Source organism: Acinetobacter sp. YH12040 (genome assembly GCF_013420005.1).
Classification (GTDB): Bacteria; Pseudomonadota; Gammaproteobacteria; order Pseudomonadales; family Moraxellaceae; genus Acinetobacter; species Acinetobacter amyesii.
Window position 1 is genome coordinate 21,707 of the sequence record NZ_VOZB01000013.1, and the last position, 16,770, is coordinate 38,476.

The 16,770-nt window shown below is 38.9% G+C and carries 13 protein-coding genes and 2 pseudogenes; 2 read left to right on the forward strand and 13 right to left on the reverse strand.

Annotated features, from left to right (window positions below; all coding sequences use genetic code 11):
• Positions 1 to 207: 207 nt before the first annotated feature.
• Positions 208 to 1,367 (reverse strand): IS3 family transposase gene (locus FTT99_RS13720; protein ID WP_154320140.1). Its coding sequence is split into 2 segments (ribosomal slippage): positions 208 to 1,133 and positions 1,133 to 1,367, totalling 1,161 coding nucleotides; the frame shifts between segments, so codons are not numbered across the junction.
• Positions 1,368 to 1,390: 23 nt separating this feature from the next.
• Positions 1,391 to 1,837, reverse strand: a complete 447-nt coding sequence (locus FTT99_RS13725; protein ID WP_228291712.1) for a Wadjet anti-phage system protein JetD domain-containing protein — start codon at positions 1,835 to 1,837, stop codon at positions 1,391 to 1,393.
• Between the two features lie 31 nt (positions 1,838 to 1,868).
• On the opposite strand from FTT99_RS13725, the pseudogene FTT99_RS13730 reads away from it, so the two are divergent.
• Positions 1,869 to 2,177: pseudogene (locus FTT99_RS13730) on the forward strand (transposase); the annotation flags it as partial.
• A 49-nt stretch (positions 2,178 to 2,226) separates the two neighbouring features.
• On the opposite strand, the gene FTT99_RS13735 reads toward FTT99_RS13730, so the two are convergent.
• From FTT99_RS13735 to FTT99_RS13775, 9 genes are all read right to left on the reverse strand, one after another.
• Positions 2,227 to 2,751 (reverse strand): hypothetical protein, encoded by a 525-nt coding sequence (locus FTT99_RS13735; protein ID WP_154320138.1) that lies wholly within the window; start codon positions 2,749 to 2,751, stop codon positions 2,227 to 2,229.
• Between the two features lie 494 nt (positions 2,752 to 3,245).
• Positions 3,246 to 6,485: a type I restriction endonuclease subunit R gene (locus FTT99_RS13740; RefSeq protein ID WP_154320137.1), complete on the reverse strand. Its 3,240-nt coding sequence runs from the start codon at positions 6,483 to 6,485 to the stop codon at positions 3,246 to 3,248.
• Between the two features lie 84 nt (positions 6,486 to 6,569).
• Positions 6,570 to 7,046: a hypothetical protein gene (locus tag FTT99_RS13745; protein ID WP_070153126.1), complete on the reverse strand. Its 477-nt coding sequence runs from the start codon at positions 7,044 to 7,046 to the stop codon at positions 6,570 to 6,572.
• 28 nt (positions 7,047 to 7,074) lie between these two features.
• Positions 7,075 to 7,608, reverse strand: coding sequence for a DUF2939 domain-containing protein (locus FTT99_RS13750; protein WP_167846516.1), 534 nt, complete (start codon positions 7,606 to 7,608; stop codon positions 7,075 to 7,077).
• Between the two features lie 55 nt (positions 7,609 to 7,663).
• The gene (locus tag FTT99_RS13755; protein ID WP_104915058.1) at positions 7,664 to 8,779 is read right to left on the reverse strand and encodes a restriction endonuclease subunit S; all 1,116 of its coding nucleotides are present in this window, start codon (positions 8,777 to 8,779) and stop codon (positions 7,664 to 7,666) included.
• The gene (locus tag FTT99_RS13760; RefSeq protein WP_154320136.1) at positions 8,776 to 10,323 is read right to left on the reverse strand and encodes a class I SAM-dependent DNA methyltransferase; all 1,548 of its coding nucleotides are present in this window, start codon (positions 10,321 to 10,323) and stop codon (positions 8,776 to 8,778) included. Before FTT99_RS13760 ends, FTT99_RS13755 begins: the two co-directional genes overlap by 4 nt.
• Before the next feature lie 227 nt (positions 10,324 to 10,550).
• Positions 10,551 to 10,829, reverse strand: coding sequence for a hypothetical protein (locus FTT99_RS13765; RefSeq protein WP_070153138.1), 279 nt, complete (start codon positions 10,827 to 10,829; stop codon positions 10,551 to 10,553).
• Positions 10,830 to 10,934: 105 nt separating this feature from the next.
• On the reverse strand, positions 10,935 to 11,846 hold the full coding sequence (locus FTT99_RS13770; protein ID WP_070153141.1) for a ParB/RepB/Spo0J family partition protein: 912 nt from the start codon (positions 11,844 to 11,846) through the stop codon (positions 10,935 to 10,937).
• Positions 11,847 to 11,859: 13 nt separating this feature from the next.
• Positions 11,860 to 12,633, reverse strand: coding sequence for a ParA family protein (locus FTT99_RS13775; protein WP_094069344.1), 774 nt, complete (start codon positions 12,631 to 12,633; stop codon positions 11,860 to 11,862).
• Between the two features lie 856 nt (positions 12,634 to 13,489).
• Between FTT99_RS13775 and FTT99_RS13780 the strand changes: the two genes are divergently transcribed.
• On the forward strand, positions 13,490 to 14,662 hold the full coding sequence (locus FTT99_RS13780) for a replication initiation protein (RefSeq protein ID WP_094069347.1): 1,173 nt from the start codon (positions 13,490 to 13,492) through the stop codon (positions 14,660 to 14,662).
• A 485-nt stretch (positions 14,663 to 15,147) separates the two neighbouring features.
• On the opposite strand, the pseudogene FTT99_RS13785 reads toward FTT99_RS13780, so the two are convergent.
• Together FTT99_RS13785 and tnpA are read right to left on the reverse strand one after the other, a co-directional pair.
• Positions 15,148 to 16,259, reverse strand: a pseudogene (locus FTT99_RS13785) (IS66 family transposase); the annotation flags it as partial.
• 61 nt (positions 16,260 to 16,320) lie between these two features.
• Positions 16,321 to 16,638, reverse strand: coding sequence for an IS200/IS605 family transposase (gene tnpA, locus FTT99_RS13790; RefSeq protein WP_257229519.1), 318 nt, complete (start codon positions 16,636 to 16,638; stop codon positions 16,321 to 16,323).
• Positions 16,639 to 16,770: the final 132 nt, after the last annotated feature.

The window sequence follows — 16,770 nt, forward strand, 5'->3', positions numbered from 1 at the left end:
TTTGAACGATAAAAAATTAACAGTCATACATTATCATTAACAAATAATAGGGGACATTTTTTATGGGTGATAAATTGAAAGAAATACCAGCACTTACTGGGTGTTTTATTGCGGGTACTCTAGTGCGTGTACAGAGGGATCTAAATTTACCACGGAGAATTTGGAAAAAAATCGAAGATATACAGGTAGGTGATCTAGTTTTTGATCCTAGACAGTATCGTGGACAACAAATCCCTCTAAATTCTTGAAATATTTCTGTTCAAAGGCTTCTGGGCTTAAACAGCCGTTTGCAGAATGTCTTCTGATTCGATTGTAATAAATCTCAATATAGTCAAACAAGACAGCATTCGCTTCTTTTCGAGTGGCAAATACACTGCCATGGACCACATGAACTTTCAATGTATGAAAGAAGCTTTCGGTCACTGCATTATCCCAGCAGTTTCCCCTGCGTGACATACTTTGAACGCAGTTATTCGTCAATAATAGCGCCCTAAAATCACGACTACAGTACTGTGAGCCTTGGTCCGAATGTACCATGACACCCATTGGATACCCCTGACGAGCCATTGCATAATGAAACGCATCACATACCAATTGACGGTCTATTCGATAGCTGGTTTGCCAACCGACAATACGACGGCTGAATAGATCCAGCATCACACATAAATACAGCCAACCTTGCTTAGTACGGATATAGGTAATATCTGTTGTCCAGATCTTATTGGGTTCATTGACCGTAAATTGACGATCTAACAAGTTAGGTGCTGTAGGCAAACGATGGTTTGAATCAGTCGTATGCTTGTATTTACGTGCAATCCTGCTACGTAAACCAAGCTTTTTAAGCATTCTTCCAACGGTTCGTTCGCTCATGCTGTAACCTAAATCATGCATGTCATGTACCAATGAAGGTGCACCCAATCGTGCATGATGCTGCCAATATACGGCTTTTAAATCATTATATTTCTGCGCTAGATTGGTCTGGCGCTTTCGCCAGGCATAATAGCCTGAAGTGCTGACACCCAGGCATTTACAGACAGAAGATACAGTGACTTCATTCACATCCAGATCTTGAATTACCGTGTACTTTTCTTGGCATGATCTGTCAGAAAGTACACATGCGCTTTTTTTAAGATGTCATTGACTTCCCTAAGCTGTTTGACTTCTTTCTCTAATTCCAATATCCGCTGTTGTTCTGGTGAAAGTTGACGTTTGCTTGAACCCACTGGATTGGCTTCACGAATCCATTTGTCTAAAGTTGAATAACCCACACCTAATTTCTGGGCGATTGCAGCTGTAGGCTCGTGTGAGTTTGAAAGTGCATAATCAATTGCTTGCTGTTTAAATTTGGGATTAAAACGTTTGGCCATTTCTTGGATCTCCAAAGTTAACGTTACGTTATCTTTAGAGGGAAGTACTGTCCATTATTTTGGCTAGGATCAACATGATGAAATAGCTCTCTTAAAATCAAAGGTTCAGCTTGATCAAATGCAATATCCCTAGTCTGAACGATCTGCTTCAAGAATTTATTCACATTGTTGTCGATATGAGTGACTGTGATCTCCTGCCAGATACTAGGCACAATCAGGGCTAAAGGACGTATTTTATAAAAATGAGAGGCAATATTAATCCCATACGGATCAAGATCACCATAAAATGCCAACAAGCAGTTATCCGATACTTGTTCTAATAATTTAACTACTGTTTTAATGTTGGCCCCATGCCCACGATAGACAAACAGGCTCGACTGCCACTCAAGAGGCAACTGCATATACCAATCAAATACCCTATTCATCATGGCACCATTTTCAATAATAATGATGCGCTGTATCGATTGTATGTCATCCCTGGATGAATTTGGTCAAAAGTGAGACGATAAATATCCTCAAATCAGTAAATCATGGCTTGCCAACTGGTCGAATCTCAACACGTTCTTTGCCTATCCAATGGACATTCGCAAGGCGATTTATACCACCAATGCAATTGAATCCTTGAACAGTGTCATTCGCCATGCCACCAAGAAAAGAAAAATCTTCCCAACCGATGAATCTGTGAAAAAAGTGGTATATTTAGCGATTATGGCAGCAAGCAAAAAATGGACGATGCCCATTCAGAATTGGAAAGCTGCCATGAATCGTTTTAGTATCATGTTTGATGAACGTGTAACCAAGTATTTTTAAAACCACATTTACACAGAATTATTTACACCCTCATTAAATAGTGTAATTATCAGTAGATACCAAATTTACAATCTTCAATGGCTTGCATTTTTTTAGTAGTTGACTCAGCCAACGTTTTACGTTGCTCTTGAATTGCAGGGTCACGAGTAAAAATAGGTAGTTCTTTAACTTTAGTCCGATATTCTGTTTCAATTTCATGACACACTTTAATATTTTCTATTGTTTTATTGACAAAATTTTCATCTACTTTTTTGTACTGATTTTTAGAAATACGTAATGTTTGACCATCATCAGATAAATGTAAGGGCATAGCAGCTAAACCATTATTAACCGCTAAAGTATCATCTTTTTTTTCCAATACGAGAGAACTTCCCTCTTTACCATTCACCACATTACTACGAGCAACCACATTTTCTTTAAGAATATAACTATCTTTACCCTCTTTAAAAATTTGCATAATGCGCTTTCCTTGCACATTTTCTAATTGCCAGTAGCCAACCATTTTGTCATGTTTATTACCACAAGCTGATAAAAAAACCGTCGACATTGATAATAAGATTACTAACTTTTTCATAAGTAAACCTCTGAAAATAATAAAGATTCTTCTAAGCACAACTTTTTATAACTATCACTAGTCGTTTTTAGGTTAAACTGAAATATATCAAAAAATAAATAAAATACATACATTTATTTTTAATTGAATTATTTCAAGTGGAAACTACACCCCAAATTTGCTAAATAGGTTTTCCAGCGTTTCAGTTATACAATGTTTTATGAGATCTGGACTAAATTCAACAGCATCATGAAAAGTTAGAACAACAAAATATCCGAAACTATTCCCAAAAGATGTCAAACAGGAAGCCCATTTGAAACTTTACTTAATGGAAAACGAATTTGGGCTGATAAGAATTTAGCCCAAATTTAACCTGACAGGCACAATAAAAAACGGGGAACTGTCAGATCAGTTTTGAGCTAGTATAAGTGAAGGGTTGTCCTTGTTAGCAGCAGTGTAAAAATGCCCCCTTGGTTATGGTTAATATAGCGGTCTTTTTGAACACTATCTGTACCCTATTCTTTTGAACTGGAAAGCTCTTCAGCCAACTGCTCAGCCTGTTCCAATACAGTTTCTGTAGCCAATAAAGCCATATCAGGTGGATAGCCATACTTCTTCAGCAATCTCTTCACGATGACTCTTAACTTTGCTCTAGCAGCTTCCTTGATCGTCCAATCCAAAGTCACATTCTTACGAATAGAATCAGTGAGTACGACTGCAAGTTCTCTCAATATGTCTTTCTGCATCAATTCTCGAGCACTGTCATTGTCTGCTACTGCTGAGTAGAACGCATATTCGTATTCAGTCAGGTTGAGTTCTTCAGCCAGTTTGTCTGACTCCTGAATTGTCTTAGCTAACTTGATCAGTTCATCAATGACTTCTGCTGCAGTAAGTACCTTGTTCTGATAACCCTTAATTGCTGAAATCAACATATCCATGAGCTTCTTACCTTGGGTGACACTGCGTTGCTCTCGTACCTTAATCTCATCACCAAGTAACTTCTTAAGTGTTTCAAGCGCAATGTTCTTATGCTTATAGTCTTTCATCTCCTGCATAAACTCATCAGAGAGAATCGAGATATCTGGTTTCTGAATCCCTGCAGCATCGAAGATATCTACCACTTGCTCTGTGACTAGAGCTTGGTCAATGGTTTGCTTTACCTTGGCTTCAAGCTCAGCATTACTTAAGCCAGAAATCTTGCCTGTACCATCACTAAACTTAGCAAGACGTGCTTTGACTGCTTGGAAGAATGCCACCACTGGTGCAGCTTCCATAGCATGTGGATGAGGTACAGCTAATGCGAATGCCTGTGACATCGCTGTGACTGCTGTCAGGAAGCGAGTCTTCCCTTCTCCTTGATCTACACCAAGGATATGCTCTTCCGCTTCTAAAATGATGTTGAGCTTACGAGAAGTATCTGCAGTGAAGTACTCTTGGTAGTTGAAGCCATGCAAAATGCCATCAAGCACTTCTAGCTTTTCTTGCAGGATCGTTGCAGCTTCATCCTGCACCAATGCAGGATCACCTTTACCACCTGCTTCTGAGTAAAACGATAAGGCTTCTTTCAAGTCAGATGCGATACCAAGATAGTCCACAACCAAGCCACCAGCCTTGTCTTTGTAGACACGGTTGACTCGTGCAATCGCTTGCATGAGGTTGTGACCTTTCATTGGTTTGTCGATGTAAAGGGTGTGCATACTTGGGGCATCGAAACCAGTCAGCCACATATCACGAACAATAACGAGTTTGAGCTTATCATCATTGTCTTTCATACGATCTGCTAAGCGTTGGCGCTGTTGCTTGGTAGTGTGATGTTTAGCAATCACCTCACCATCTGAAGCTGAGGCAGTCATCACAACTTTGATTACACCATCATTCAGATCATCACTGTGCCACTCTGGTTTGATCTTTACAATCTCGTTGTAAAGGTCTACAGCGATCCTGCGAGACATGCTGACGATCATGCCTTTGCCTTGGTTTGCATTGGCTTTAAGACGCTGCTCAAAGTGTTCTACGATGTCCTTTGCAATGGCTTTGATACGTTCTTTACTGCCGATCAAACCTTCGACTCTTGCCCACTTCGCACGTTCTTTTTGAGTTTGGTTTAAGTCATCTTCAGTAAACTGGTCATCAAAGTCTTCAATCAGCTCTTTGCCTTCCTCACTGATGGCAATCTTAGCTAGGCGGCTTTCATAGAAGATACGAACAGTTGCACCATCCTCCACTGCTTGCGAGATGTCATAGATATCTACATAGTTCCCGAAGACTGCAGGTGTGTTTACATCCGTCTTCTCAATTGGTGTTCCTGTGAAACCAAGGTAAGTAGCATTAGGAAGTGCATCACGCATGTACTTGGCAAAACCATAGACAGTACGTTTACCGACAACCTTGCCATCTTCATCTTTGACATCGACTTCCTTGGCATTAAAGCCATACTGAGAACGATGTGCTTCATCTGCAATCACGACAATGTTGGTTCGGTCTGACAGTTGCTCGTAGACGCTAGTGCCATCATCCGGTTGGAACTTTTGGATGGTGGTGAAGATCACGCCACCTGAACCCACCTTGAGTAACTCTTTGAGTTCTTCTCGGCTGTCTGCTTGTCGTGGTGTTTGTCTAAGGAGTTGGCTTGATGCAGCGAATGTACCAAAGAGCTGATCATCTAGATCATTACGATCTGTGATCACAACGACTGTTGGATTATCCAAAGCCAAGACAATCTTGCCTGTGTAGAAAACCATAGACAAAGACTTACCTGAGCCTTGGGTATGCCATACCACACCGGCTTTCTTGTCACCGACTGCTTGTTGCTGTACCAATTCGAGCTTACTTCTACCTTGATGTTGCATGGCAACTTCTGCTGATTTCGAGTCCGAGTTCACTGCAGACGCACGAATAGTCGAGAGGACTGCTGCATTCACTGCATAGTACTGATGATATGCAGCCATCTTCTTGATGGTCTTAATGGTGATTAAGCCATTGGTATCCTCGTGCTTCGTTGATTCATAGACAATGAAGTGTCGAATCATGTCGAGTAGTGTGACTGGATTCAGTAAACCATGAATCAGGACTTCTAGCTGTGCTTGTGTCTTCTTGGCTTTGGTTTGACCATTGTTTGTCTTCCACGCCATGTAGCGACTGTAGTCTGCTGAGACAGTACCTGCTTTCGCCTCTAAACCATCAGAGATGACGTTGAAAGCATTGTAGGTAAACAAGCTAGGGATTTGGCTTTGATAGGTCTGTATTTGCTTGTATGCGCCTTCTACAGTGGCATTCTCGTCTGTTGCATTCTTGAGTTCAATGACCACCAAGGGTAAGCCATTCACATACAAGATAATGTCTGGTCGTCTTGTCCAGCGATCTTCTTTGATGGTTACTTGATTGACGACAAGGAATTCGTTATTGGTTGGATTCTCAAAGTCAATCAACCAAGCATACTCACCTTGAGTGTTACCCTCTTTGCTCACCTCAATGTTAATGCCCTCAGTGAGCAGTCGGTGGAATGCTTGGTTATTACTGAGTAGATCAGGGGATTGAATATTGGTGACTTGCTTTAGTGCTTCAGTACATTTGTCTTGGCTTAAATGAGGATTTAAGCGTTGTAATGCATCAAGCACTTTGTCTTCCAAGATGACCTGCTTATAGCTTCGTAGAGGGTTAGTGCCCTTCGATTCAATCTCAGGTCCATACACATAGGTATAGCCCAATCCCTCTAGTTGCTCTATCGCCATCAGCTCAATGTCTGATTCGGTCATCTTAGTCACTTGATTATTTCCCCCTAAACTTATCCATATAACCTGGACTCATTAATTTTTTATATGATGTAAAGCTAAGAAACCTTATTCATCGTCCTGCACGTTATAGCCATACTTCTGCACAGCATTCTCAATAGCGCCCTCAAACTTATGGCAAACATATAGATAGAGTTCAGCATCTACCATCAGTACTCCAGGAACACCTAAACCATCATTGAGTGGAATCAGAGTCTTTTGTGAACCAATCTGAACTGTTGGTCGTTGGTATGAGCAATTCACAGTGACTTTATGTGGCGATCTATTCCAGTCAATTTTCTTGGCTTCCCACTCACGACTACCGCCCAGCAAGGTGACTTGAATCTTGGATTCAGTCGCTGTCTTATTCAGTTGTTTGTAAGAGACAAACTTGGCGACTGAACAAGGAGAGTGATAACAGGTTTCTATGACTTTACCTTTTTGTATGCCGCTATGATTGAATTTAGCCGGTGCTGCTTGAACGGTTGCAGCAAAGCTAACTACAGCAATCAAGCCAAATCCCATTTGAATCATGCGCTTTATCATTCTGTTTTTCCTCTTTGTTCTCTTTTACTTAATCCATCGGCACAGCGATCTTATTCACTTTCCAACTCAAACCATCACGAACCATTTTGACAGTGACGGCTTTGGAATCATTTGGATGTTGGATCACAACCTCAAAGTCACTGAATGAGGTATAGCGAGTTTTGTACTCTGCTTGATCTTCTTCTTTGGTTTCTGTTGTTGATGCTCCCTGTGATGAATGTGCTGCATCTTTAAGGTCTTTGCCTTGCATCATCATGGTCATCCCTTCAGGTGTGACAAAACCATCAATCATCTTGTCTACCATGGTAGATGCAAGCATGGCACCTAGTGCTGCGAAACCATCATCTTTATGGGTTGCCATCTCTTTCATCATCATGGCATTCATTTGATCTTTGAAGCTCTGACGCACACTTGGATAGTCGATGTACTTGGACACCTTTTCGCTATCACCTACTTGTGCAGCATTCTTGATGTTATTGATGGCAATGTATGGCGAAGCATACAAGTAGCCACAGATCACTACGACTAAGGCAATGATTGCCCCTATAATTTTTTTATTCAATTCAGCCCCCTGAATGTAAAAAAGGTGAAGCCATCAAATGACTTCACCTCAAATGTTATGCAACTTCTTCTGTTTGGTATTGGACTCTGACTTCGCCGCTCATCAGCTTAGGAAGCAAGGTATCTCGTAGTTGTTCAAGTGTTTGGATTTGCTTCTTGTTAGATGAAACCTTTTGCATCGAAGGAGTAATCAACAGCGAATACTCTTCAAGGTAGTCTAAACTTGGAGTCTTAAAAGAGATATTTAACATATCTTCTGGCTTAACCCTTTGATGACTGCCACTGGTTCCCGAAGCACTCATTGCTAATTCATCAATAACATCTCTTGAATTGAATAAGCTATACAAGAACATTAAATGAGATCCTACTTTAGGCTTCAAATTCTGAAACTCTGTTGAACATACATAATTATCTTTGACATCAGTTAATAACCATATACGAGGCACTCTTGGATTCAGCTTTGAGACTAAAATTGAGTTCTCACATACTCTGTACTTATTACTCAGAATTTCCGCACCCAATTCAATAGTAGGCTTTTCTCCTGAATCAAAAGCAGGCAAACTAAAATGATAGTATGTCTTAAGAGGATCTTTTGATGGGTTCACATTGTCTTTGATATGAGTAGCTATATCACTTACTAGTAAATCATCCCAATCCTCTTTCGCTTCCTCAATAAACCATTGACGAAACAGTGTTTCAGCCATGGCTTCCAAAGTCTTGTTCTGACAGTGCAGTAAGTCGATCTTGTCATCTAATGATGAAAGGATTGAGGCTATGGCTTTTTGTTCAGGGAGAGACGGAAAGCATATCTCTTCTTGATGAACATCATTACGGTTAACTCCAGGCACCGCACTTTTGTCACTAAATTTTTCCCAATCCAATGTTTGCAAAAAGTAGTAGATGAACTTTTTGTCATTCCCCTTAAAGTCGTTTACATAAAGAGATGTGTTTAATGGCCAAAATGGTACATCACTGAAAAAAACTGAACCAATGGTTCCATATCGGCCCGTCACAACACCTGATTCATTTACTTTGGCTTCATTATGAAAATCAGCAAAACCTGAAGAAGCAATGATGGGAACACTACCAGAAACACGAGATTGCTTTGGTAAGTCATAACCACGTTTTAGGGTAAAGAAGCTATCTAATCGCCCAACCTGCCACTCACTCATACAACCACCTTTGCTAAGTTCTCAGCAATGGCTTGGTTTAGCTTGGCTTCCTCAGCAAGCTGTGCTTCAAACTCTGCCTTTAAGCTTGTAAAGCGTACCTTGAAGTCGAACTCATCTTCATCATCAGCTAAACCAACATAACGACCTGGCGTCAGTACATAATCAAGCTCAGCGACTTTCTCAAGTGGTACAGATGCACAGAAGCCTGCAACATCCTCATACTCACCACCCTTGTTACGCCAATTGTGGTAAGTGTCTGTGATGAGCTTAATATCTTCATCAGACAAGACTTTGGTTCTGCGGTTAATCAGATGACCTAGGTTACGAGCATCAATGAACAGAATCTCATTGCTACGATCTTGGTATTGGCTTGAGTTAACACGGTCACGACGCATAAACCATAAAGCAGCAGGAATCTGTGTGTTCAGGAACAGCTTGGCAGGTAGGTTCACAATACAGTCGATGACATTGGCTTCTGAAACCAAGGCTTTACGAATCTCACCTTCACCACTGGTCTTAGAGGTTAATGCACCTTTAGCAAGCACAACGCCTGCCTGACCTTTAGGACTCATGTGATACAAGAAGTGTTGCATCCATGCGAAGTTCGCATTGCCTGCAGGTGGTGTACCTAGAGACCAACGAGCATCACCCACTAACTGCTCACCGCTCCAATCAGAGACGTTGAATGGTGGATTAGCAATGATGTAATCCGCTTTCAGGTCTTTGTGTGCATCATTCAGGAATGAACCCTCAGAGTTCCATTTCACATGCTCTGAGTTAATGCCACGAATGGCTAAGTTCATCTTGGCCAAACGCCAAGTTGTCTGGTTACTTTCTTGACCATAGATGGAGATGTCGTCCACTAAACCCTGATGCGATTCTACGAATTTCTCAGACTGTACGAACATACCACCTGAACCACAGCAAGGATCGAATACACGTCCTTTGTATGGCTCTAGCATTTCAACCAATAAGCTCACGATGGATTTAGGCGTGTAGAACTGCCCACCTTGCTTACCTTCAGCTAAAGCGAACTCACCTAGGAAGTACTCGAATACGTGTCCTAAAACGTCGGCAGAGCGATCTTTTGCATCACCTAGGGCAATGTTACCAATGAGGTCTATCAGCTCACCTAGGCTCGTAGGATCGAGATTTTGACGTGCATAGACTTTAGGTAGTACACCTTTGAGCTGAGGGTTCTCATTCTCAATGGCTTCCATTGCATCGTCTACAATCTTACCAATGGTGACTTGCTTTGCTTGGTTTAACAGGTATGACCAACGTGCGATCTCAGGAACGAAGAAGACGTTGTATGCAGTGTATTCATCACGATCTTCAGGATCAGCTCCTGCAAACTCTCCCTCACCTTCAACCAATAGGTTGTAGTGAGCTTCAAATGAGTCAGAGATGTACTTGAGGAAGATCAAACCAAGGACTACATGCTTGTACTCAGCAGCATCAATGTTCTTACGAAGTTTGTCTGCAGCTTTCCAAAGAATGACCTCAATGGGTTCTTGTTTGGTTTGCTTTGGAGTACGTGCCATGGAATTGTCCTGCAATGAATAGGTTATCTAGTTTTAGTTAAACCAATAGTACCCAATAATACGCTCGTGTGTAAGTATTGATACGTCATTTCTTGTCGTACAATTTAAGTATTAAAAAAGTGTAGCAAGTTGCTACACTTTTCAGACTAATCACAAACCCCACTTTAGCGATCGTTAAAGTGGGGGTATTTTCTAAACTTCTATCGCTTATTCATAGTGATTTATTTTTAAGCGTATTGATGGCTAAAAAATACAATAAAAATTAACTTCGATAAGTGCAAGGCGATTTTCTTCAAGTTTTGTGCTGTAACTGACAGTAAACATTGCTGCGTTACTTGCATAACAGAGACCCTGTAATTATTTTGCAACGGCAAAATTCGTTCAACAGTCTCCTTATCGGGACAATATAGATGCGCGACACGTTCATGAATGATATTGAGATCAATCGCTTTGTCTATTTTACGTATAAGATAATTTTTAGGAATAAACTCTTCTAGCGTAACCATATCAATTTCAGTTTGGGTGGTATAATTTTTCGCATGTGATAATTATAAAAAATTCTCACGTAAGTGTGAGAGTTTTATGAGCAAACTGAAAAGTGTAGCAAGTTGCTACACTTTTTCACTTTTCTGAATAAGCTGTTTTAAAAAATCTTCTAGTTGTAAAAGACTAGCTTCATCAATTTCTGAAATTTTAAGAGAGATATTGAGCTGTTTTTGATTCAGTTTGATATTTCCAGCAACCTTACCATCATATTCGATTTTTCTTACCACTGATGTCGTGGTTACTTTTTCTGGATCTTGACTCAATAGTTTTTCAGCATAAGAAGTAACTTTGCTTTGCTCCAGTTTTTTTTCTTTTAATTTCTCCCAAGCACCGAGTAAAGCTGTTTCCGCCTCCGAAAGTTGCTCTATATGATCCGATAAAAATTTCTTGAACGCTGTTGCAGCAGTACGACCGACTAGACCTGGCTCCAAATCCAGGTCATTCAACATTGCTTTAGGCAGCTTTTCATACGATAGATATTTGTACATATCTTCGCGATTTAAACCCAATGAATTAGCTAAACGTTGCTTGTTCTTCTTCAACTTTTCATCAAGTGAGTTCAAACCAATAAAAATTTCATAATCTGTCAGATCTTGACGCTTTAAATTTTCAGCTAGGGTTAACAAAGATGCTTCTTCATCATTAGCATCAATGATAATGGCTTCAATCACCGACTTGCCGAGTAATTGATGCGCCCGTAAGCGTCGCTCGCCTGCAATCAGTTCATATTTCAGATTATCAAGTTTACGCACTGTAATGGGCTGCAAAAGGCCGATTTCATTAATAGAATCCGCCAGTTCTTTTAATTGAGAATCTTCAAATACTTTACGCGGTTGGTTGGGACTGCGACTGATATCCTCAATAGGAACATTACGTCTAAATTCTTTTAGCTCTTTAATATTGTCTTTCTGTGCTTGCTGATGTTTTTCTGTATTTTGTTTCAATTTTTGAGCTAAAAGCTCTTTAGTGCTTGCCATAATACTCTCAGGTTTAAACTTTCGCTACAATTTCATAAGCAAGGCTTTCAAAAGCCTTACGTACTTTTGAATTTTTTTCTACTTTCAAAAGTGGCTGTTGCAGAATTGCTGCTTGATTAACTTTAGTACTTTGAGGAATGGTAGTTTGTAAAATTTTTCCAACCTGTTTTAAAGCTTCATCCCGAATCAATTTACAAACATTCTGACGTTCATCATGTTTAATCAGTAAAGCGCCTAAAAGCTCTAAATCTGGATTAATACGTTTTATCTTTTCAAGATGGTTTAAAAGATCTGTTACCCCATACAGTCCATATTGTGATCCAGATTCGATAGGGATAATGACATGTGTTGATGATGCTAAGGCATTACTGGTTAATAGTTTAAGACTAGGTGGGCAATCAATTAATATGAAGTCGTAAAGATCTTTTAACAGTTCTAGCTTGATGCTTAATTCTTCTGAAGGACGAGGAGCTTCTTCTTTAAGCTGGTCTTCAGTTTTTCCTAAATTTAATGAGCCATAAATTAATGATACTTTTTCAAAGTTTGTTTCTTCTTGTAATGCATCAGCTAATAATGAAATATCACCAACGAGTAATTCTGCTGAAGTAACAACAATTTCGCTTGGATGTTGGATCCCAATGTGTAAACTTGCGTTTGCTTGAGGATCTAAATCAATGACTAAAACTTTATTGCCAAGATTTGCAAGTTCAGAGGCTAGATGTACAACGGTCGTTGTTTTGCCACATCCACCTTTGTGGTTAGCAACCGTAATAATTTTTGCAGACATACGTGTCAGATGCTTCCGTATTTGAATGTTTAACAATATAAATAACTTTCACTCATCATACTATAGTTTTTAAATTTATAAATCTTATTTATTTAGGTGTAAAACAACTTAAAAAACTAATTTTTAAATAAGCTAGCTTAATTAATAATTAGTATAATTATTTATTTAGCTAATTAATAATTAAGACTGTTTTTTTGCTATATAAAACAAATGCTTATAAGTTTAAAAGTGGAGGGCTTGTCACCGTAAAGTGGAAGGTTTGTCACTCAAAGGTGGAAGGTCTGTCACTCAAAGGTGGAAGGTCTGTCACTCAAAGGTGGGAGGTCTGTCACCGTAAAGTGGAAAGTTTGTCACAAGAGTGGAAGGTTTGTCACTACTATTTTTAAAAAGGTTATATTTTTTAAAAAACTCTTGCAAAAATAAATACTTAATTTGTTGATAAAGTTGGCTAAACAATCTTTAAGGGTGGAAGGTTTGTCACTATGTGTTAGCACCCTGTGGATAAATTTTTTTTATTGGATATTTCCTGATGATTATCTATTCATTTATACCTTTCAAATCTAATGAAAGGTGGAAGCCTTGTCACATCTAGGTTTCTATCTGACATAGCATACCTAAATTTGGAAGAAATAAGTGAAAATGGGTATTTTGAACTGTTAGTTTAGAGCTAAAGGTGGAAGGTCTGTCACTATATGGTGGAAATAATATATTTCATTCCACTTTAAGGACAATAAATCGTCAAAAATGCATATTTCTGATGACAAGCCTTCCACTCTTAGATTCTTGTGGTGAAAGTCTTGAAAGTTTTTCCACTTTTGTATATAAAAATAGAATTAAATATATAAATATCACGGTTATGACAGAATCAGAATCATTGCAAGAAGAATTGAATCATATTCCTTACTGTATAGGCAATATTCGTCATAATGGCGTTGTTAGCACTAGTAACCGCTTAATTCGCCCAATTGAGTTATCAGCCAATGAATATAAGGCGCTCCTATATGCAATGGCTGTTGCAAATTATAGTGAGAAAAATAGGGTAAATGGTGAAATCACAGAACAAACCTATATTTATCTGTATAAGGATGATTTGGCAGATTTACTAGGATTGAATAAACGCAATTCGATTAATGTTGCAATAGACCGGATTTATAAAGAACTTTCATCTAGGGTGGCTCATTTTATTATTGAGGAACCTACTGATGATGGTAAGAGAAAGACTAAAAAAGTACATTCTGTCGTTCCTATTATCCGTGAGTTAAGATGGGAAGATGATTCTAAAAATGCCATTCAGATTCGTTTTACCAGTGAGGTGTTACCGTATTTCACGCAGTTGGCTGGGGGGAATTTCACCACCTATCAATTGAAACATCTGTTTGCCTTGGATTCTGTTGCTAGTATGAGTCTTTATACGTATTTCATTAAAAATGAATTCAAGTACGCAAGCCAAAAGAGTTATGAAGTCCCAATGCTTTTAGAAAACTTGAAAGCTCTGATTGATATTAATGAAACTAAATATGATCGCTGGGTAGATTTTAGACGCTATGTATTAGATAAAATAGTTGCAGAAATTAACGAAAATACAGATCTACAACTAGAGTATGAAACCATAAAAAAAGGGCGCCCAATTGTGGGGGTGAATTTTAAACTGCATCAGCGTATTACTGATAAAACACTAAATGAAACTGCTGTAATTGAAAAAATTTATCTTGATGTTCCATTTGAAGAGAATGCATTAGTAAAAGAATTGGGGGCAAAATTCGATACGAATGTACGTTCCTGGTACATTTTTAATAATGATGAAAAGTATTCGCAGTTCAAGAAGTGGTTTAAAAAAATTGGTTGTCTCACTGACTCTCAAGCAAATATTGTTATTAATGACACTTTATTCCAAATGGATTTTGCTGAAGTTGGTATGAGCTTGAATGACTTTAAACGTAATATGAAGCATAAACTAAAAAATAATCCGGAATTTGTACAAAGTATTCGTGATAGGCTGAATGATATTTTTGGTAAAGAGCTTGTCTAAGGAAAAGTGTAGCAACTTGCTACACATTTTTTAATGTATCACTGAAGAATTCAAGTACTAAGAAAATTGGATACAAAATATCTGTGTGTATAGCTGAATGAAAAATAGTTAAAAGAATAGATATTATTTTTAGATTTTACACTTTTGTTGTTCCTCATATATTTTTGCAGAAAAAAGTTTTTCAGTGCTCAAAAAATGGTGTGGTTAAGATAGGGAGATCAACCAAGTTTTAAGTATATAGAGTAATTTAGATAAAAAATTACTAAATATTTTTATAGCCTTTGTATAAAGCAGCGGATCATGAAAACTATTAAAATAGCCTAAGCTTATTAGCTTTGTTGTAAAAATTTACTCTGAGATGCTTCTTAAGCTAGATATTTGATGCTGTTGCGTCTAGCCACAAATGATAAGCTAAAGACCGTTTTAGCTAAAGATGATGACGATCAACTTGGCGATACCATTGATTTGTAAGTGTCCTCTAAACTCTATGCCAATCTTTTAATTTGGATCACTTTGTATGTCGGCAACTTTTGCAGTACACCATTTAAATAGGCATACAGATCTAGACCATTCAACTTTGCTGACTGGATCAATGTCATGATGTTAGCAACTCGCTGACCACTGCGCAGTGATCCAACATACAACCAGTTCTTACGACTTAAAGCCCAAGGGTGCATTTGGTTCTCCACCAAATCATTGTAAATAGATAGATTACCATCATCTGAATAGCGGCTTAAGGCTTGCCAGCGCTTTAGAGTGTAATTGATTGCCTTAGCGGTGGTAGAGCTTGATGGCACCATCAGATGATGTTGGTTGAGCAATTCATATAGTTGTTGCATCACTGGTTGACTATGCCGTTGCCGGTATTCGCAGCGTTGTTGCGCTGTACCGTCGGTCTTGTGCCTTAACTCTGCTTCTATCGCATACAATTTCTGAATCAGCACCAGTGCCTGTTCAGCAATCTGACTTTTCCCAGTGATATGCAGTTCATGGAATTTACGACATGCATGTGCCATGCAACCTACTTCAATGATCTGACCTGATTTGAAATGTGCTTTATAACCACTGTAATCATCACAGACCAGATGTCCCTGCCAGCCATTCAGGAATTCTTCTGCATGCAGACCTGAACGGTTTCTTGAAAGTCATAGATCACCCCCTTGCTGCAGCACCACCTGTTTTAAGGCATTGACCAGAGGTTCAAGTGTCTACACCACAGCGACCAATCCAATCTGACAGGGTGGATCTAGATAGATCTACACCTGCGCGCAGAAAGATCTGTCGCTGACGATACAGCGGTAAGTGATCAGCATATTTGGATACCAGCACATGGCTAAGTAACTCAAGTGTCGCAATACATTTATCGATCACATAGGCAGGCATCGTTTGCTGAGTCAGGGTGTCACATTGATCACAAACCCATTTACCACGCACATGCTGTTCTTTATAGAACTGCGCTGGTCTGAAATTCAATTTTTCACTGATATTCGCCGATACGACGCAGTGTGCACCCACAGATGTATTGCGTTGATGCAGATTCATGCTCAATACGTACGGTTGCTAAATGATCTGGGAGTAGTCGACGTTTATGTTTATTTATCCAATGAGCCGTAAAACACCCTCATTTATGGAGGTGATATAAGGCTCGATTTTTAATTCTAATGAGGTGATTGTTGTTGCTCGATGTATTGTTTAATAATTTCTAATGGCGCACCACCGCAACTTGAAGCAAAGTAACTTGGCGACCATAAAGAATCACCCCAAAGTTTGTTTTTAATTTCAGGAAAGTCTTTTCTAAGGTGGCGACTAGATAGACCTTTTAAGCTATTCACTAAATTTGAAATAGCAACTTTTGGTGGGTAATTAATTAATAAATGAACATGATCATCCTCCCCATTAAATTCAATCAATACAGCATCAAAATCCAAAGCCCGATATTGGCAATAGTCACCAACATAATATACATTAAATTGTATAAATTGCTGTGTATATAAGTACAATGAAATAAACAACTTACGTTTTCAAATATTTTTTATTGGAATTAATTTTTATTAAGATCGTTTAATTGTGGTCACATAAGTTTTTAAAAATTTACCAAATTATCACCA